This is a genomic window from Streptomyces antimicrobicus (genome assembly GCF_020532625.1).
Classification (GTDB): domain Bacteria; phylum Actinomycetota; class Actinomycetes; order Streptomycetales; family Streptomycetaceae; genus Streptomyces; species Streptomyces antimicrobicus.
In genome coordinates this window covers 1-17,288 of sequence record NZ_JAJAUY010000125.1, presented here as the reverse complement: position 1 = coordinate 17,288, position 17,288 = coordinate 1, and the positions used below count along the sequence as shown (strand labels likewise).

Sequence of the window (17,288 nt, the reverse complement as noted above, 5' to 3'; positions counted from 1 at the left end):
TCCGGATCCCCCTCCTCACCCAACAACCGCTGCTGCCACAACGTGTAATCCGCGTACTGGACCGCCAACGGCTCCCAGGCAGGGGCGCTCCCACCCAGCCGAGCGGCATACGCCTCACCCAGATCACGCGTCAACGGACCCATCGACGCCCCGTCACCCGCGATGTGGTGCAGCAGAAGCAGCAGGACATGCTCTTCCTCCCCCGTCGACACCAACGTCGCCCGCAACGGCAGATCCACCGCCAGGTCGAAGACATGACCCGCCGCGGCCGTCAGGACCTCCGGCAGCTCGTCCGCCCCGCACACCACGCGCTCCAGCGCGAAGGGCTGCGGCGGCAGGATCACCTGCAGCGCCCGGCCGCTGTCCCCGTCCGCGCCGTCGGCCTCGGCGAACACGGTCCGCAAGGACTCGTGCCGGGCCACCACATCACCGAGCGCGAGCTCCAGCGCCTCGGCGTCCACGCGCCCCGACAACCGGAAACGCACCGGCAGGTTGTACGTCGCACTGGCGCCCTCCAGCCGGTCCAGGAACCACAGCCGCTGCTGGGCCGGGGAGGCCGGCAGCCGTTCCCCGTGCGCGGCGGGCACGAGCGCGGGCCGGGCCTGCCCCGCCTCGTCCAGGCGGATCGCCAGCTCGGCGGGGGTGGGCGCCTCGAAGACCGTGCGCACGGCGAGTTCGCGGCCCAGGGTCACCCGGATCCGGTTCACCAGGCGCGTGACGAGCAGCGAGTGGCCGCCCAGATCGAAGAAGCTGTCGTCGGCGCCGACCGTGCCGGCCCCGAGGATCTCCGCGAACAGCGCGCACAGGATGTGCTCGGCCGGGGTGCGGGGGGCGCGGCCCGCCGCACCGCCGTACACGGGGGCGGGCAGGGCGCGCCGGTCCAGCTTGCCGTTGGACGTCAGCGGCAGCACGTCGAGCTCGACGAACGCGGCGGGCACCACCGCCTGGGGTACGGCCGCGGCCACGTGCCGGCGCAGTTCCTCCGACGGCGGCAGGGCGGCGTCCGGCGCCGCCACCACGTAGGAGACCAGGCGCTTGTCGCCGGGCCGGTCCTCGCGCAGCACGGTGGCCGCCTGGCCCACGCCGGGGTGCGCGGTCAGCACCGCGTTGAGCTCGCCGAGCTCCACCCGGACCCCGCGGATCTTGACCTGGTCGTCGGCCCGGCCGAGGAAGGCCAGGGCGCCGTCGGCGCGGCGGCGCACGAGGTCGCCGCTGCGGTACATCCGCTCGCCGGGGGCGCCGAACGGGTCGGCGACGAAACGCTGGGCCGTCATGTCGGCGCGGTTCAGGTAGCCGTGGGCCAGGCCGTCGCCGGCGAGGTACAGCTCGCCGGGTACGCCGACGGGCACGGGGCGCAGGCGCTCGTCGAGGACGTACAGCCGGGTGTTCCAGATGCCGTCGCCGAGCGGGGCGGCCGTGGGCCAGTCGGCCGGGTCGCGGGGCAGGGTGGCGCTGGTGACGACGTGGGTCTCGGAGGGGCCGTAGTGGTTGTGCAGCAGCAGCTCGGGCCGGGCCGCGTGGAAGTCGCGGACCTGCGGGGTGAGCTGGAGCGCCTCGCCGGCCTGCGCGACGTGGCGCAGGGCGGCCAGCTCCAGTCCCTGTTCGGCGGCCGCCTCGTAGACGGCCGCGATGACCAGGTCGGGGGCGAAGAACTCGGTGATCCGCTCCTGGTCCAGCCAGGCGGCGAGCCGGGCGGGGTTCAGGCGGGTGTCCTCGTCGGGCACGCACAGCGTCTTGCCGTTGAGCAGGGCGGTGAGGATCTCGTGCTCGGAGGCGTCGAAGCTGACGGCGCTGAACTGCGAGACGCGGGAGCCGGGCTCGTACGGGAACAGCGAGGCGTTCCACGCGAGCAGGTTGATCAGGACGCGGGCCGGCAGGACGACGCCCTTGGGCCGTCCCGTGGAGCCCGAGGTGTAGACGACGTAGCTGGGCGTCTCGGCGGTCAGGGGCGCCGGGCGGTCCGCGTCGCCGGGGTCCTGGGCGGGGGCGGCGGCGAGGGCGGCCGTGGTCTGCTCGGCGTCGAGGTCCAGGACGGGGCCGGGCAGCGTGGTGGCGCCGTCGTGGTCGGTGACGCACACGGCGGGTCGGGCGTCGTCGAGGATGAACTCGATGCGCTCGCGGGGGTACTGCGGGTCGATGGGCAGGTAGGCGGCGCCCGCCTTGAGGATCGCCAGGAAGGTGGTGATCAGCCGGGTCCCGCGGGGCAGCACGACGGCGGCGCAGCTGCCGGGGCCGATGCCGCGGGCGAGCAGGTGCCGGGCCAGCCGGTTGGCGTCCTCGTTGAGTTCCGCGTAGGTGAGTTCGCCGTCGGGCGCGCAGACGGCGAGCGCGCCGGGCGTACGGCGGACCTGGGCCTCGATCTGCGCGGTGAGCGAGGCGTCCGGGAGCTCGGTGGGTTCGGTTCCGGTGGCGGCGCGCAGCAGGTCGCGTTCGCCGTCGAGGAACAGGTCGATGTCGTCCAGCGGCAGCTCCGGGTCGGTGACGGCCCGGCGCAGCAGTACGGCGAACCGGGCGGCCAGCAGCTCGGCGGTGGCCGGCTCGAAGAGGTCCGCGGCGAACTCCAGGCGGCCCGTGACACCGGCCGCCGAGCCGTCCTCGGCGTAGTGCTCGGTGAAGCCGAAGAGGAGGTCGAACGCGGTGGCGGCGGTGGGCAGTTCCTGGGCGGACGCGGCCAGGCCGGGCAGGGTGAACGTGTAGCCGCCCGCGTTCTCCAGGGTGAGCATGACCTGGAACAGCGGGTGCCGCGACAGCGAGCGGGCCGGGTTGACGGCCTCCACGACCTGGTCGAAGGGCACGTCCTGGTGCGCGTAGGCCGCGAGGTCCGCCTCCCGGACCCGGCCGAGCAGGGTGCGGAAGCTGGGGTTGCCGGAGGTGTCCGTGCGGAGCACCAGCGTGTTGACGAAGAAGCCGATCAAGCCGTCGAGGGCGGCGTCGGTGCGTCCGGCGACGGTACCGCCGAGGGGGATGTCGGTGCCGGCGCCGATGCGGGTCAGGAGGGCGGCGACGGTGGCCTGGAGGACCATGTGCACGCTGGTACGGGTGGCGCGGGCCAGCCGGACGATCGCGTCGTGCAGCTCGGGGGCGATCTCCAGCGGCACGGCGCCGCCGCGGGTCCCCGCGACCGCGGGGCGGGGGAAGTCCAGGGGCAGCTCCAGCTCCTCCGGGGCCCCGGCCAGCGTCCGGCGCCAGAAGTCCAGCTGGCGCTCGGCCAGCGGGGTCGGGGCCTGCACCGGGCCGAGGAGCTCTCGCTGCCACAGGGTGTAGTCGGCGTACTGCGCGGGCAGCGGCGTCCACTGCGGGGCCCGGCCGTCCCGGCGGGCCGTGTAGGCGTCGGCCAGTTCGCGGGTGAGGGGGCCCATCGACCAGCCGTCGGTGCCGATGTGGTTGAGGACCAGCAGCAGGACGTGCTCGTCGGGGCCCGCGTGGAACAGGCGGGCGCGCAGCGGCACATCGGTGGTCAGGTCGAAGGGGTCCAGCGCCGCGGCGCGCAGGGCGGCGTCGAGGTCGTCGGCGTGCTCGACGGGCAGCTCGGGTCGGGCCTGCCCGGCCGGGAGCATCACCTGGCAGGGCTCGCCGTCGTACTGCGGGAAGACGGTGCGCAGGGCTTCGTGCCGGTCGACCAGGTCGCCCAGGGCCGCTTCGAGGGCGGCCCGGTCGAGCGCGCCGCGCAGCCGGACGGCCACGGGGAGCTGGTAGGCGGCGGACCGTCCTTCGAGTCGGCTGTGGAACCACATGCGGTACTGGGCGGCGGACAGCGGGAGGACGTCCGGGCGTGCGGCCGGCCGCACGGCCGGCCGCGCGGTGGCGTCCGAGGGGGCGCCGCCGGGGCCCGTTCCGGCCTCGCAGACCGCGGCGAGGGCGGCCACCCGCGGGTGGTCGAACACGGCGGCGACGGCGAGGTCGATGTCGAGTGCCGCGCGGATGCGGCTCACCAGCCGGGTCGCGTGCAGGGAGTCGCCGCCGAGCGCGAAGAAGTCGTCGTCGATGCCGACGTGGGGGACGCCGAGGGTCTCGGCGACCAGGCGGCACAGCAGGGCCTCGCGGTCCGTGCGCGGACCGCGTCCGGCGCCCGCGGGGCCGGCGGCCTGGGCCGGGACCGGCAGCGCCCGGTAGTCGATCTTGTGGTTGGCGGTCAGCGGCAGCCGCTCCAGCGTGACGAAGGCCGACGGCATCAGGTAGGAGGGGATCCGGGCGGCCAGGTGGGCGCGCAGGGCGTCGTGGAACGCCTGGTCGTCCGCCGCGGCGTCCTCCTCGGGGACGACGTAGGCGACCAGGCGCTTGTCGCCGGGGACGTCCTCGCGGGCCGTGACGACGGCCTGGCGCAGGCCCTCGTGGCCGGAGAGGACCGCCTCGATCTCCCCCGGTTCGACCCGGTAGCCGCGGATCTTGACCTGGCCGTCGGCGCGGCCCGCGAACTCGAGCCGGCCCTCGTCGTTCCACCGGGCCAGGTCGCCGGAGCGGTACATCCGCTCGCCGGGCGCGCCGAACGGGTCGGCCACGAAGCGGTCGGCGGTCAGCCCGGGACGGCCGGCGTAGCCGCGGGCCAGGCCGGCGCCCGCGAGGTAGAGCTCACCGGTCTCCCCGAGGGCGACCGGACGCAGGGCCTCGTCCAGGACGTAGGCGCGCATCCCGTCCAGCGGGTGGCCGATCGGCACCTGGTCGGGGACCGCGGCGGGGTCGGTCCAGCGGGACTGGGAGGCGTAGAGGGTGGTCTCGGTGGGGCCGTAGGTGCCGCGGACCAGAGTGCCCGGGCAGTGGGCCAGGACGGCGCGCACCCCGGCGGCCGGGATGACGTCCCCGCCGGTGAGCACCTCGCGAAGGCCCGCGAAGCACTCCGGGCGCTCCTCGGCCATGACCCGGAAGAGGCCGGCCGGGAACTCGGCGGCCGTGATCCGCTCCTCGGCCAGGAGGTCCGCCAGCCGGTCGACGGTGAGCTGCTCCTCGGTGGCGATGACGGCCGTGCCGCCGTGGAGCAGGGGGTACCAGATCGAGTACGTCGACGGGTCGAAGGCGTACGAGGTGACGAGCAGGACGCGGTCGTGCGCCCCGGCGGCGGCGAACATGGCGTCGCCGACGAGGTCGGTGATGTTGCGGTGGGTGACGGCGACGGCCTTGGGCGTGCCGGTGGAGCCCGAGGTGTACATGACGTAGGCGAGCTGGTCGGGGTGCGGGTCGACGCCCTGCCCCGGCAGTTCCGACAGCTCCGGCAGCTCCTGCGCGGGCGCCTCGTCGGCCAGGTCGGCGCGTACGACGACCGGCCCCCGCGGGGCCCGGTCGCGCATCGCCGCGTCGGTCAGCAGGACCGCGGCCCCGCTGTCCGCCGCCGTCCACGCCATCCGGTCGTCCGGGTTGGCGGGGTGCAGCGGGAGGTAGTACGCCCCCGTCTTCAGGACGGCGAGAAGGGCGACGACCAGTTCGGCCGTGCGGTCCATGAGGACCAGCACGGGACGCTCGGTCCCGGCGCCTTCGGCGGCCAGCCGCTTCGCCAGCCGCTCCGACCGGTCGTCCAGTTCCCGGTAGGTGAGGCTGCGGCCGGCGCACCGCACGGCCACGGCGTCGGGCGTGCGCGCCGCCTGCTCCCGGAAGGATGCCGGCACCGAACCCACGATCATCGTCTCTCGCTCCTAAAGATGGTTGTCGCCGCGGCGACGGGCATGCCCGAGGGGGCTCAGGCGGTTCGGTCGAGGGCGGCTGCCAGGCTGCGCGGCCGCATGTCCGTCCAGGTGGCGTTGATGTGCTCGACGCAGGAGGCCCGGTCGGACACTCCGAACGTCACCGTCCAGCCCGGCGGTACCTCCGCGAACTCGGGCCAGAGGGAGTGCTGTCCCTCGTCGTTGACGAGGACCCGGAAGCGGCCTTCGGGGTCGTCGAAGGGATTCGCCATGGTGGGGATCTCCTCAGATGGTGTACGGGCGGGGGTGGTTACTGCTTCACGCCGAGCGTGAGCCCGTGCTCGTAGGGCATTCCGGTGACGGTCTCCACACCGGTGAAGCCGACCTGGGTCAGCCAGGCCTCGTAGTCCCGGGCCGGGTAGGCCATTCCCTGGCCGCTGGCGAGGACGTTGAAGTAGAGGCCCAGGCGCGCGCCGAAGATTCCGGTGGTCTCGTCGTCGGAGACGTTGTAGCCGTAGACGAACACCTTTCCGCCGACGGGGAGCGCGTCGTAGGCCTTCTTCATCAGACCGAGGATCTGGTCCTCGGAGAAGATCTCCAGGACGTGGCTGAAGAGCACCGCGTCGCTGCCGAGCGGGAACTCGTCGTTGAAGATGTCCCCGGGGTGGAGCTCCACGCGGTCCGCGAGGACGGCGGAGGCCTTCTCCTCGCCCAGCTTGGAGACGCTCGGCATGTCGAAGACGGTGGAGCTGAGCTGCTCGTGGCGGGCGACCAGGCGCGCGGAGGTGGTGCCGTCGCCGCCGCCGATGTCGAGGAGCTTGCGCACGGAGGCGAACTCCGGGCGCTCGACGAGCGCGTCGACGGACTGGAGGGTGAAGGCGCTCATGGCGCGGTGGAAGACCGCCTCGACCTCGGGGTTGCGCGAAAGGCGCTGGTAGAGCGTGGGCTCGTCGCCCGGGTAGGCGTCCAGGGCGGTGTTGGTGCCGGCCTTGAGGGCCTTGGTCATGTGGGCGAAGGCCGGGTAGTAGACCTCCTTCCAGCCCACGATGATGTGGCCCCAGCTGTCCTCGGCGTCCGAGGCGAGCAGGTCCTGGGCGACGGCGGAGTTGACGTAGTTGCCGTTCTCCCGGCGCAGCAGGCCGGTCGTGCACACCGCCTGCAGCAGGACGCGCAGCTGGTGCCGCGGCATGTCGGTGAACGCGCGGATCTCCTCGATGCCGGAGCCGGGGTTGTCGGCGAGGAAGTGGAAGATCCTCAGCTCGACCGCCGTGGCGACCGCGTTGAACAGCGCGGGCGCATTCACGAGGAACTGAAAGCGTTCGAAAACCGGGTCGCCGTCGTGCAAGCTGTCCATTTTTGTTCCTGTCATTTCCGATGCGTCTGACGTGACTCTGACGGAGTCGAGCCCCGAGCCACGACCGAACCTAACCGCGCTGTCAGGGGTTGCCTGGCGAGTGGCAAATAATTGCCATCCGGGTGGAGGGGCCGAGGTCACGCAGTAGCGTTCCGAGGGGAGCGGCCGGGAGAGCCGGCTACCGGAAATGAGGGATCGTGCAGTGCAGCTGAACAGCTTTGACGAGTGGTCACCCCTGAAGGAGGTGATCGTCGGCTCCGCCCGGAACTACGTGTCGCACGAGCGGGAGCTGTCGTTCGACCTCTTCTTCCACGACAACCTGGCGACGGACAACGCCGGCCGTTCCGAGTGGTACTACCCGCGGCTGTCGTCCCCGGGCACCGCGCCGCGGCAGCCGGCGGACGGCCGGGTCCCGATCAAGGAGCGGTACGTCGCCGAGCTCAACGAGGACCTGGAGCAGCTGGCCGGGGTGCTCGGCTCGCTCGGGGTGAAGGTGCTGCGGCCGGCCGACGTCGACGCGTCGACGACCGAGGTCCGCACGCCCGCCTGGTCGGCCTCGGTGGTGCCGCCGCTCAACGTCCGTGACAACACCCTGATCGTCGGGGACGAGATCATCGAGACGCCGCCGATGATCCGGTCCCGGTACTTCGAGACCCAGTTCCTGAAGCAGACCTTCCAGGACTACTTCCGGCAGGGGGCCCGCTGGACGGTCATGCCCCGCCCGATGATGACCGACGCCTCCTTCGACCTGTCGTACGTCAGGACCAGCACGGCCGGCGGCCCCACGGAGCCGATCGAGGACCCGCAGCCGTCGTCGTACGACGTGGGCCTGGAGATGATGTTCGACGCGGCGCAGTGCCTGCGTCTGGGCCGGGACATCGTGGCGAACATCGCCACGGCCAACCACGCGCTCGCGGTCGACTGGCTGGAGCGGCACCTGGAAGGCCGGTTCCGGATCCACCGCGTGCACCAGCTCAGCGACAGCCACATCGACAGCATGGTCCTCGCCCTGCGGCCGGGCACCCTGCTGGTCCGCTCGAAGGCGGTGGCGCAGAAGCTGCCGCAGGCGCTGCGCTCCTGGGACATGATCGTGGCGCCGCAGCCGACGAGCGACAACTTCCCGCGCTACGAGGACGACGACCTCATCCTCACCAGCCCCTTCATCGACCTCAACGTGCTCTCCGTCGGTCCCGACACGGTGCTGGTCAACGAGGCCTGCCCGGAGCTCGTCCGCACCCTGGAGGCGCACCGGTTCACGGTCGTACCCGTACGGCACCGCCACCGGCGGCTGTTCGGCGGCGGGTTCCACTGCTTCACCCTCGACACCGTGCGCGAGGGCGGAGCAGAGGACTACCTCGGCTGACGCCGCCCGGGAACGGCCCCCGTCAGCGGGCCTCCCACCGGGGAGCTCGCTTCTCGGCGAAGGCCGCCGGTCCCTCGACCGCGTCCCTGCTGTGCATCCGCCGCTCCTCCCAGGGGTAGCGCGTCGCGAAGGCCTGTTCGAGCGGCATCGTGGCGGACTTCGTGGCCGCCTCCTTCATCGCCCGTACGGAGAGCGGGGCGCACCGCACGAGGTCGGCGACCCAGCCCTCGACGCACGCGTCGAGCTCGTCACCGGGGACGACCTCGTTGACGAGGCCGAGTTCGTAGGCCCGCCGGGCGTCCATCGGACGGCCCGTCAGAAGGTGACCCATCGCCGTCTTCCACGGCAGCTGGCGGGTCAGCCGGAAGACACCGCCGGCCCCGGCCATGAGACCGAGCCTGGCCTCGGGCAGTGCGAAGGTCGCGTCCTCGGAGGCGATCACGATGTCACAGGCCAGGGCCAACTCGAAGCCGCCTCCCAGCGCGTGGCCCCGGACGGCGGCGACCACCGGCTTGGCCAGGTCGAAACGTTCCGTCAGCCGCGGCCAGCCCGGCTTGCCACGGCTGCCGAAGGTGGCGGGCGCGGCACTGCCGGCCCGGTCCCGGGCCGCCAGCTCCTTCAGGTCCTGACCGACGCAGAAGGCGCGCTCGCCGGCACCGGTGAGCACCGCGACCCACAGGTCGTCGTCGCTCTCGAAATCGTCCCAGATTTCGGCGAGTTCCTCGTGCATGGCGAGGTTCATGGCATTGAGCACCTCGGGCCGGTCCAGCGTGATCCGGGCCACGTGGTCGTTCTTCTCGTACCGCACCGCTGATTGCTTTTGCATGGAAGTATTGTAACCTCAGGGAGCAAGTGTGAAATTGGCAGTAAATCCGCCGAGGATAAAGGGAGTCGGCACCGCCGTACCCAAGACTTCCTATACGCAGCAGGAGATGCTCGACGAGTTCGGAATCACCGATCCGCGGGTGCGGTCGATATTCCTGAACAGTGCCATCGAACGCCGCGGCCTGACCCTGCCGCCCCTGCTGCCGGACGGCTCCCGGGCCACGGAGACCCAGGGCGAACTCCTGCGCAAGCACCGCGCGGGCGGGCTCGCCATGGGCCGGGAGGCGATCGAGGCCTGCCTGAAGGACGCGGGCGCCTCCCTGGAGGACATCCGCTACCTGTGCGTCACCACGACGACGGGCCTGCTCACGCCCGGCTTCTCCGCGCTCCTGATCAAGGAGCTGGGCCTCGACGTGCACACCTCGCGGCTCGACGTCGTGGGCATGGGCTGCAACGCCGGCCTCAACGCCCTGACGGCCGTGGCCTCCTGGGCCAACGCCCACCCGGGCGAACTCGCCCTCCTGGTCTGCATCGAGGCCTGCTCGGCGGCGTACGTCTTCGACGGCACCATGCGCTCGTCCGTGGTCAACAGCCTCTTCGGGGACGGGGCCGGGGCCCTCGCGGTCATGGCGCCCGCCACCGCCGACGGCCCGTCCGACCCCGCCGGGACGACCCCCGCGACCCCCGCGACCGAGCCGGCCGAGGAGCCCGAGGGCCCCGCCGGCGCGGACCCCGCCCTGCTCAAGTTCTCCAGCTGCATCATCCCCGAGGCCGTGGGCGCGATGCGCTACGACTGGGACGACTCCCACGGGAAGTTCAGCTTCTACCTGGACCCGGAAGTCCCCTACGTGGTCGGCGCCCACGCGGAGACCGCACTCGACCGGCTCCTGGCCGGTACGGGCCTGCTCCGCTCCGACATCTCCCACTGGGTCATCCACTCCGGTGGCAAGAAGGTGATCGACGCGGTGCGGGCCAATCTCGGACTCAGCCGCCACGACGTGCGGCACACGACCGGGGTCCTGCGCGACCACGGCAATGTCTCCAGCGGCTCGTTCCTCTTTTCCTACGAACGGCTGCGTGCCGAGGGCGTGACCGCCCCCGGTGAATTCGGTGTCCTCATGACCATGGGTCCGGGATCGACCATCGAAATGGCTCTGGTCTCCTGGTGACGGAAGGAATTTCTGCCCTCATGCACAGCAATATCGTGGAGATCGACGCCACGCTCTCCCTCGCGGAGCTGACCGCCACCGTCCAGGCCCTCTGCGACGAGGTCGAGACGCACCGGGCGACCGGCGCCGTCGTCCTGCGGCTCACCTCGGGCGGCGACGCCCCGCAGTGGCCCGGGGACGTCACCGTCTCCGCGGTCAACCGCTGGGAGCGGGCCGTGCGCCGCCTGGAGAAGCTCGACGCGATCACCGTGGCCGTGGCCGCGGAGACCTGCGCCGGACCGGCCCTCGACCTGCTCCTCGCCACCGACTTCCGCATCGCGGCCAGCGGGCTGCGCCTCGCCCTGCCCGTCAACGACGGCCACTTCTGGCCCGGTATGACGCTCTACCGGCTCGTGCGCCACCTGGGCGCGCAGCGGGCCCGCCAGATCGTCATGTGGGGGACCGACATCCCGCTCGGCAGGGCCGTCGGCCTCGGACTGATCGACGAGTCCGCCGACAGCGTCGTCGAGGCGCTCGCCACCGCCACCGCGCTCACCGGGCGGCTCTCCAACCGCGAGACGGCGCTGCGCCGCCAGCTCATCGCCGAGGCCGTCACCGCCGAGTACGAGGAGGCCCTCGGCCTCCACCTCGCCGCCTGCGACCGGGAGCTGCGCCGGCTGCGCGCGGCCGCCGCCGGACGCGCCGCGGCGGAGCCCGCCGGGAGCACCGCCGCGGAACTCAGCGAGGCCGTCGCATGACCACCGTGGCCCCCACCGGGGCGCTCCCTGCCCGGTCCGCTCCCGTCCCGCACTTCGGCGGCGTGCTCGCCACCGACGCCGCGGCGCTCACCGCGTACGCCGCCGACGGGGAGGCCGTGCTCGCCGCGCTGCCGCCCAGGCCCGCCCGTGACGAGGCCCAGCAGGCCCGTGCCGAGAGCGTGCTCACCGCGGGCCGCGACGCGCGGCGCGCGTTCCTGGCCCTGCACGCCGAGGCCGTCTACGACGAACTGACGGCCGCGCGCGGCCGGCACCTGCGGCTGGCCGAACTGCTGCGCGCGGCGGCCGACCGCTTCCCGGGGCTGGTCCCCACCCCGGCGCAGATGGCGGCGGAGGACGCCTTCGTCCAGGCCGACAAGGACGGCCGGGAGATCGACCAGGCGATCTTCTGCGCGGCGGTGCTGCGCTCCCCCTCCGCGGGCGCGCACCTCGTCGACGCGATGCTGCTTCCCACCGCCCGGGCCCTGGACCTGCTGGCTGCGTTCCGTGACGCGGGGCGGGTCGAGCTGGACTCCGTACTCGTCGAGCGGGTCGGCGAGGCGGGGCACATCACCTTCCGCAACGCGCACTGCCTCAACGCCGAGGACAACCGCCTCATCCGGGACCTGGAGACGGCGGTGGACCTCGTGCTCCTCGACGACCGGATCCGGGTCGGCGTCCTGCGCGGCGGAGAGGTGGACCACCCCCGCTACCGGGGCCGCCGCGTCTTCAGCGCGGGCATCAACCTCAAGGACCTGCGCAACGGGGACATCTCGTTCACCGAGTTCCTGCTGGGCCGTGAGCTCGGCTACATCAACAAGATGTACCGGGGCCTGCTGACCGCCGCGCAGAACCCGGTCTGGGCCGAGCGGACCGTTCAGAAGCCCTGGATCGGCGCCGTGGACGCCTTCGCCATCGGCGGCGGCATGCAGCTGCTGCTGGTCCTCGACCACGTCGTCGCCGAGGAGGGGGCCTACTTCAGCCTCCCCGCGGCCGAGGAGGGCATCGTCCCGGGTCTGGGCAACCTGCGGCTGGGCCGGCTGACCGGGGCCCGCGAGGCCCGCCGGGTCATCCTCGGCGGCCGGCGCATCACTACCGCCGACCCCGACGCGCACCTGGTCTGCGACGAGGTGGTGCCCGCCGGGCAGCTGACCGAGGCCGTCGAAGCGGCCGTGCGGCACCTCAGCGCCCCCGCCGTGGCCGCCAACCGGCGCATGCTGGCCCTGACCGAGGAACCGCTGGAGCTGTTCCGGTCCTACCTGGCCGAGTTCGCGGTGGTCCAGGTGGCCCGCTCGTACAGCGAGGACGTCCTCGCCAAGGTCGAGCGGCGCTGGCAGCGCTCGCAGGCGAGGAACTGAGGCGCCGTGCCGGATCTCGACCCGTCCCTGCTGCACGGATCGCTGCGCGCGCCCGTGCTGGGATCCCTCAGCTTCCTCAACGAGGTGATGGGGCGCTTCCCGGAGGCGATCTCCTTCGCCCCGGGCGCCCCGCACCCCGACACCCTGCCCGACGCGGACCTCCAGCGCTACACCGACCGGTACCTCGCCCACCTCCGGGAGCGCGGGGCCGACCCCGAGCGGGCCCGCCGCACGCTCTTCGAGTACGGGCCCAGCCGCGGCCTCGTGGGCGACGTGGTCGGCGAGGCGCTCGGGCGCGACCACGGCATCGCCTGTGCGCCCGAGGACCTGGTGATCACCGTGGGGGCCCAGGAGGCGATGCTCCTGGTCCTGCGCGCCCTGTTTGCCTCCCCCGGGCAGGTCCTCGCCGTCGCCAATCCCTGCTTCGTCGGCATCACCGGCGCGGCCCGCCTGCTCGACCTCGACGTCGTACCGGTCGACGAGACCGACCAGGGCGTCGATCTCGACGGGCTGGCCCGCGCCTGCCGGGCGGCGCGGCAGGCGGGGCGGTCCGTGCGCGCCCTGTACGTGGCACCGGACTTCTCCAACCCCGGCGGCGGACGGATGTCCCTCGACTGCCGGCACCGGCTCCTGGAGCTGGCCGAACGCGAGGACTTCCTCGTCCTGGAGGACAACGCGTACGGGTTCACCGCGGGCGCGGGCACCGAACTGCCGCCCCTGAAGGCCCTCGACACCCGCCGCCGGGTCGTCCACATCGGGACGTTCGCCAAGGTCGCCTTCCCCGGCGCCCGGGTCGGCTACGTCGTGGCCGACCAGCGGGTGGCGACCGGGGGCGGCGGCACCCGGCCGCTCGCCGCCGAACTGGCCACCCTCAAGACGATGGTCACGGTCAACACCTCCCCGCTGGCCCAGGCCGTCATCGCCGGGATGCTGCTCGAACACGGCGGCTCCCTCGTCGAGCTCAGCCGCCGCAAGGCCGAGCTCTACCAGCGCAACCTGACGGCCCTCACCGAAGCCCTCGACGAGCAGCTCGGCGCAGCCGGTGCACCGCCCGGGATCACCTGGAACCGGCCCGAAGGCGGCTTCTTCGTCCGCGTCCAGCTGCCCGTGCGGGCGGACGCCCACCTGCTGGAGGTGTCGGCGGCGAAGTACGGGGTGCTGTGGACACCGATGGACCAGTTCTACCTCGACGGCGCGGGCGACACGCAGATACGGCTCTCGTGCAGCTATCTCGACCGCGCCGGGATCGAGGAAGGCGTGCGGCGACTGGCCGCTTTTCTGACCAAGGAGATCCGGTCATGACAGCAATAGACACCCACCCCACCGTGCGGCAGAACCCCTTCGACCCGCCGGCCGAACTGGCGAAGTACCGCGCGGACGAACCGGTCCGGCGGATGCGCTACCCCGACGGGCACGTCGGCTGGCTGGTCACGAGCCACGCCCTGGCCCGCAAGCTGCTCGCCGACCAGCGCTTCAGCGCCCGGTCGGAGTTCAAGCGGGCGCCGGTGTCCCGGCCCGGCGCCGACCCGTTCTACGGCGCCCCCGCCCTGCCGGGCTGGCTGGTCGACATGGACGCGCCCGAGCACACGCGGCTGCGCCAGCAGCTGGCCGGCAAGTTCACCGCCCGGCGCATGCGCGAGATGCGTCCGCAGATCGAGCGCATCGTCGAGGACCTGCTGGACGCCATGGCCGAGCGCGGCGGCCCCCTCGACCTCGTCGAGTCCTTCGCCCTGCCGGTGCCCTCGCTGATGATCTGCGAGCTGCTCGGGGTCCCGTACAGCGAGCGCGCCGAGTTCCAGCGCAACAGCGAGATCCTCTTCAGCCTCAACGCGACGGCGGCGGAGGCGTCCGAGGCGATGGACCGGCTGTACGGGTTCCTGCGCGGGCTCGCGGCGAGCGGCAGCACGCGGACGGCGGACGGCCTGCTGGCCATGCTCGCCGACGACGGCACCCTCGACGCCGAGGAGATCGCGGGCGTCGGCGTCCTGCTGCTGACCGCGGGCCACGAGTCCACGTCCAGCTCGCTGAGCCTGAGCACCCTGGCGCTGCTCGCCCACCCGGAGCAGCTGGCGCTGCTGCGCGAGGACCCCTCGATCACGGACAACGCCGTCGAGGAACTCCTGCGCTACCTCTCGGTCTTCCACTTCGGGGTGCCGCGCACGCCGCTGGAGGACGTGGAGTTCGAGGGCCACCTGTTCCGCACGGGCGAGTCGATCACCGTGTCGATCCCGGCGGCCAACCGCGACCCGGGCTGGTTCGAGGACCCCGACCGGCTCGACTTCACCCGCAAGACCGCCGGGCACATGGCGTTCGGGTTCGGCATCCACCAGTGCCTGGGCCAGAACCTCGTCCGCATGGAGATGCGCACCGCCCTGCCGATGCTGTTCCGGCGCTTCCCCACCCTCGCCCTGGCCGTCCCGCCCGAGGAGGTCCCGCTCGCCACGGACATGAGCGTCTACGGCGTCCACCGCCTCCCGGTCACCTGGTAAGGACCCACGTACCCATGCACCTCTCCATCGAGCCCGACGCCTGCGTCGGGTCCGGCCAGTGCGCCCTGGCCGTCCCCGAGATCTTCGACCAGGACGACGAGGACGGCACGGTCGTCCTCCTCGACGAGCAGCCGCCCCAGGACCTGCACGAAGCCGTGCACGAGGCCGCCGGCCTCTGCCCCGTCCAGGCGATCCTCGTCGCCGCCGCGGACGACACCGCGCGCTGATTCCCGCCCGCTCCACCCAAGGACCCCGCATCATGAAGCTCAACAGCTACGACGAATGGTCTTCCCTCAAGGAGGTCGTGGTCGGCTCCGCCGACAACTACGCCCAGCGCGTGCGCGACCTGTCCTTCGACATGTTCATCAGCGACAACCTCACCGGCGCCCGGGGCTACTACCCCACCATCCGGGTGTCCCAGGACGGGCGGACCTCCGAGTCGCCCGAGCGCATCGCCTTCCGCCAGCGTCTCGCCGACGAGCTGGTGGAGGACGTCGAGGGCATGGCCGACACCCTGCGGTCGCTGGGCGTCACGGTCCACCGGCCGCTGGCGCCCGAGAAGTTCGACCGGGGCGTGACCACGCCCTTCTGGTCCGCGCCCGTCACGCCGCCGCTCAACGTCCGCGACAACACGCTGATCCTCGGTGACGAGATCATCGAGACGCCGCCGATGCTCCGGGCCCGCTACTTCGAGACGAAGTTCCTCGCCCCGATCTTCCAGGAGTACTTCCTGCAGGGCGCCCGCTGGACCACCATGCCGCGCCCGATCATGACGGACAACTCCTTCGACCCGGGGAACGTGGCCACGGCCGCCCCGAACGTCGAGGTGCCGCTGGAGCCCCGGCCGTCGCCGTACGACGTCGGTCTGGAGATGCTCATCGACGGCGCGAACGCGCTGCGCTTCGGGCGCGACGTGATCGTGAACATCTCCAACGCCAACCACGCCCTCGCCGTCGACTGGCTGGAGCGCCACGTCGAGGGCCGCTTCCGCATCCACCGCATGCACAAGCTGACCCAGAGCCACATCGACAGCGTCATCGTGGCGCTGCGGCCGGGCACCCTGCTGCTGCGCTCGGAAGGCGTCCGGGACTACCTGCCCGAGTCGCTGCGCGCCTGGGACGTCATCGTGGCGCCGACCCCGGCGCTGGAGGACTACCCGCAGTACGAGGGCGGCGACCCGATCCCGCCGAGCCCGTACATCGACCTGAACCTGCTGTCGATCGACGAGTCGACGGTCATGGTCAACGACGCGTGCAAGACGCTCATCCGCACGCTGGAGGACCACGGCTACACCGTGGTCCCGGTCCGCCACCGGCACCGCCGGCTGTTCGGCGGCGGCTTCCACTGCTTCACCCTCGACACCGTGCGTGCCGGGGGCGCCGAGGACTACCTGGGCTGAGGCCCGGGCCGACCGCAGGAGAACAGCGGCTCCGCACGGCCGCCCGCAGTACCAGCACCAGAGAAGAACGAGGAGCATGCCCATGTCCACGCCCACCGTCACAGGCGCAAGCCTGTCCGAGCTGAAGTCCGCCTACGACCGGGACGGTTCCTGCCCCCTGCCCTACCGCTTCGACGACGCGTCGGTCGAGCTGCTGCGCGAGCGGGTGGCCCGGATCAGCGCGCAGCGCCGTCCGGAAGTCGTCCACGAGAAGGACAGCGACGTGGTCCGGGCCATCCACGGGTGCCACGAGTTCGACGACGTCTGCGCGTCGCTCGTGCGCCACCCCCTGCTGGTGGAGCTGGCCGAGACGCTGATCGGCGGCCCGGTCTACGTGTACCAGTTCAAGGTCAACCTCAAGCAGGCGCGCGAGGGCGCGGCGTGGCCGTGGCACCAGGACTTCGCGTTCTGGAGCGAGGAGGACGCGATGCCGCGTCCCGACGCCGTCAACTTCGCGATCCCGCTGGACGACGTGCACGAGGAGAACGGCCCGCTGGTGGTGGTCCCCGGCTCGCACACCATGGGCCTGTTCGACCTGCCGGCGACGTCGCAGGACGGCACGTCGGACTGGCGCCGGCACGTCTCGAACGACCTCGCGTACACGGTCGACCCGGCCCGGGCGCAGCGGCTGATCGAGCAGAACGGCCGGCGCACGATCCTGGGTGAGGCGGGCTCCCTGCACGCCTTCCACCCGAGCATCGTGCACTCCTCCTCCAACAACCGCTCCGCCGACCGGCGCGCCCTGCTGCTGATCACGTACAACGCGGTGGCCAACGCCCCGGCCGCGCCGACCCGTCCGGCCTTCCTGGTGGGACGGGACACCACGCCCCTGACCGCCCGGCACGACGACCGGCTCGGCCTGCTGCCGGCGGCCGACCCGGCCTGACGGACACGGAAGCGGGCGCCCCCCCGCCGGGGGGGGCCGCGGCGGGGGGGGGGGGGGGGC

General features: G+C 72.6%; 13 protein-coding genes. 9 read left to right on the top strand and 4 right to left on the bottom strand.

What is annotated here, in order from left to right:
* The 3 genes from LG632_RS24055 to LG632_RS24045 form a co-directional block, all read right to left on the bottom strand.
* On the bottom strand, window positions 1–5,612 hold a 5,612-nt coding region (locus tag LG632_RS24055), incomplete at its 3' end, for a non-ribosomal peptide synthetase (RefSeq protein WP_226729543.1).
* Window positions 5,613–5,668: 56 nt separating this feature from the next.
* Window positions 5,669–5,884 (bottom strand): MbtH family protein, encoded by a 216-nt coding sequence (locus LG632_RS24050; protein WP_226729542.1) that lies wholly within the window; start codon window positions 5,882–5,884, stop codon window positions 5,669–5,671.
* Between the two features lie 38 nt (window positions 5,885–5,922).
* The gene (locus LG632_RS24045; protein ID WP_226729540.1) at window positions 5,923–6,966 is read right to left on the bottom strand and encodes a methyltransferase; all 1,044 of its coding nucleotides are present in this window, start codon (window positions 6,964–6,966) and stop codon (window positions 5,923–5,925) included.
* A gap of 202 nt (window positions 6,967–7,168) precedes the next feature.
* Between LG632_RS24045 and LG632_RS24040 the strand changes: the two genes are divergently transcribed.
* Window positions 7,169–8,329, top strand: coding sequence for a glycine amidinotransferase (locus LG632_RS24040; protein ID WP_226729538.1), 1,161 nt, complete (start codon window positions 7,169–7,171; stop codon window positions 8,327–8,329).
* 22 nt (window positions 8,330–8,351) lie between these two features.
* On the opposite strand, the gene dpgD is transcribed toward LG632_RS24040, so the two are convergent.
* On the bottom strand, window positions 8,352–9,155 hold the full coding sequence (gene dpgD, locus LG632_RS24035; RefSeq protein ID WP_226729536.1) for an enoyl-CoA-hydratase DpgD: 804 nt from the start codon (window positions 9,153–9,155) through the stop codon (window positions 8,352–8,354).
* A gap of 106 nt (window positions 9,156–9,261) precedes the next feature.
* Between dpgD and dpgA the strand changes: the two genes are divergently transcribed.
* From dpgA to LG632_RS23995, 8 genes are all read left to right on the top strand, one after another.
* Window positions 9,262–10,323 (top strand): 3,5-dihydroxyphenylacetyl-CoA synthase DpgA, encoded by a 1,062-nt coding sequence (dpgA, locus tag LG632_RS24030; RefSeq protein ID WP_226729535.1) that lies wholly within the window; start codon window positions 9,262–9,264, stop codon window positions 10,321–10,323.
* A gap of 20 nt (window positions 10,324–10,343) precedes the next feature.
* Entirely contained in the window at window positions 10,344–11,060 is a 717-nt protein-coding gene (gene dpgB / locus LG632_RS24025) for an enoyl-CoA-hydratase DpgB (protein WP_226729534.1), read from the top strand.
* On the top strand, window positions 11,057–12,415 hold the full coding sequence (gene dpgC, locus LG632_RS24020) for a (3,5-dihydroxyphenyl)acetyl-CoA 1,2-dioxygenase DpgC (protein WP_226729532.1): 1,359 nt from the start codon (window positions 11,057–11,059) through the stop codon (window positions 12,413–12,415). The genes dpgB and dpgC overlap by 4 nt, the downstream gene beginning before the upstream one ends.
* A 6-nt stretch (window positions 12,416–12,421) precedes the next feature.
* On the top strand, window positions 12,422–13,717 hold the full coding sequence (locus LG632_RS24015) for an aminotransferase-like domain-containing protein (RefSeq protein WP_308109063.1): 1,296 nt from the start codon (window positions 12,422–12,424) through the stop codon (window positions 13,715–13,717).
* Window positions 13,714–14,904 carry a cytochrome P450 gene (locus LG632_RS24010; protein ID WP_226729530.1) on the top strand — a complete coding sequence of 397 codons (1,191 nt, stop codon included), beginning with the start codon at window positions 13,714–13,716 and terminating at the stop codon, window positions 14,902–14,904. Before LG632_RS24015 ends, LG632_RS24010 begins: the two co-directional genes overlap by 4 nt.
* Window positions 14,905–14,918: 14 nt before the next feature.
* The gene (locus LG632_RS24005; RefSeq protein WP_226729528.1) at window positions 14,919–15,131 is read left to right on the top strand and encodes a ferredoxin; all 213 of its coding nucleotides are present in this window, start codon (window positions 14,919–14,921) and stop codon (window positions 15,129–15,131) included.
* Between the two features lie 32 nt (window positions 15,132–15,163).
* The gene (locus LG632_RS24000; protein ID WP_226729526.1) at window positions 15,164–16,303 is read left to right on the top strand and encodes a glycine amidinotransferase; all 1,140 of its coding nucleotides are present in this window, start codon (window positions 15,164–15,166) and stop codon (window positions 16,301–16,303) included.
* An 82-nt stretch (window positions 16,304–16,385) separates the two neighbouring features.
* Window positions 16,386–17,228, top strand: a complete 843-nt coding sequence (locus tag LG632_RS23995) for a phytanoyl-CoA dioxygenase family protein (protein ID WP_226729525.1) — start codon at window positions 16,386–16,388, stop codon at window positions 17,226–17,228.
* Window positions 17,229–17,288 lie beyond the last annotated feature (60 nt).

Coding starts and splice junctions, on each gene's coding strand:
- LG632_RS24005 (WP_226729528.1), top strand. CDS start 14,919: ATGCACCTCTCCATCGAGCCCGACGCCTGCGTCGGGTCCGGCCAGTGC.
- LG632_RS24050 (WP_226729542.1), bottom strand. CDS start 5,884: ATGGCGAATCCCTTCGACGACCCCGAAGGCCGCTTCCGGGTCCTCGTC.
- LG632_RS24045 (WP_226729540.1), bottom strand. CDS start 6,966: ATGGACAGCTTGCACGACGGCGACCCGGTTTTCGAACGCTTTCAGTTC.
- dpgD (WP_226729536.1), bottom strand. CDS start 9,155: ATGCAAAAGCAATCAGCGGTGCGGTACGAGAAGAACGACCACGTGGCC.
- dpgA (WP_226729535.1), top strand. CDS start 9,262: ATGCTCGACGAGTTCGGAATCACCGATCCGCGGGTGCGGTCGATATTC.
- LG632_RS24010 (WP_226729530.1), top strand. CDS start 13,714: ATGACAGCAATAGACACCCACCCCACCGTGCGGCAGAACCCCTTCGAC.
- LG632_RS23995 (WP_226729525.1), top strand. CDS start 16,386: ATGTCCACGCCCACCGTCACAGGCGCAAGCCTGTCCGAGCTGAAGTCC.
- LG632_RS24000 (WP_226729526.1), top strand. CDS start 15,164: ATGAAGCTCAACAGCTACGACGAATGGTCTTCCCTCAAGGAGGTCGTG.
- dpgB (WP_226729534.1), top strand. CDS start 10,344: ATGCACAGCAATATCGTGGAGATCGACGCCACGCTCTCCCTCGCGGAG.
- dpgC (WP_226729532.1), top strand. CDS start 11,057: ATGACCACCGTGGCCCCCACCGGGGCGCTCCCTGCCCGGTCCGCTCCC.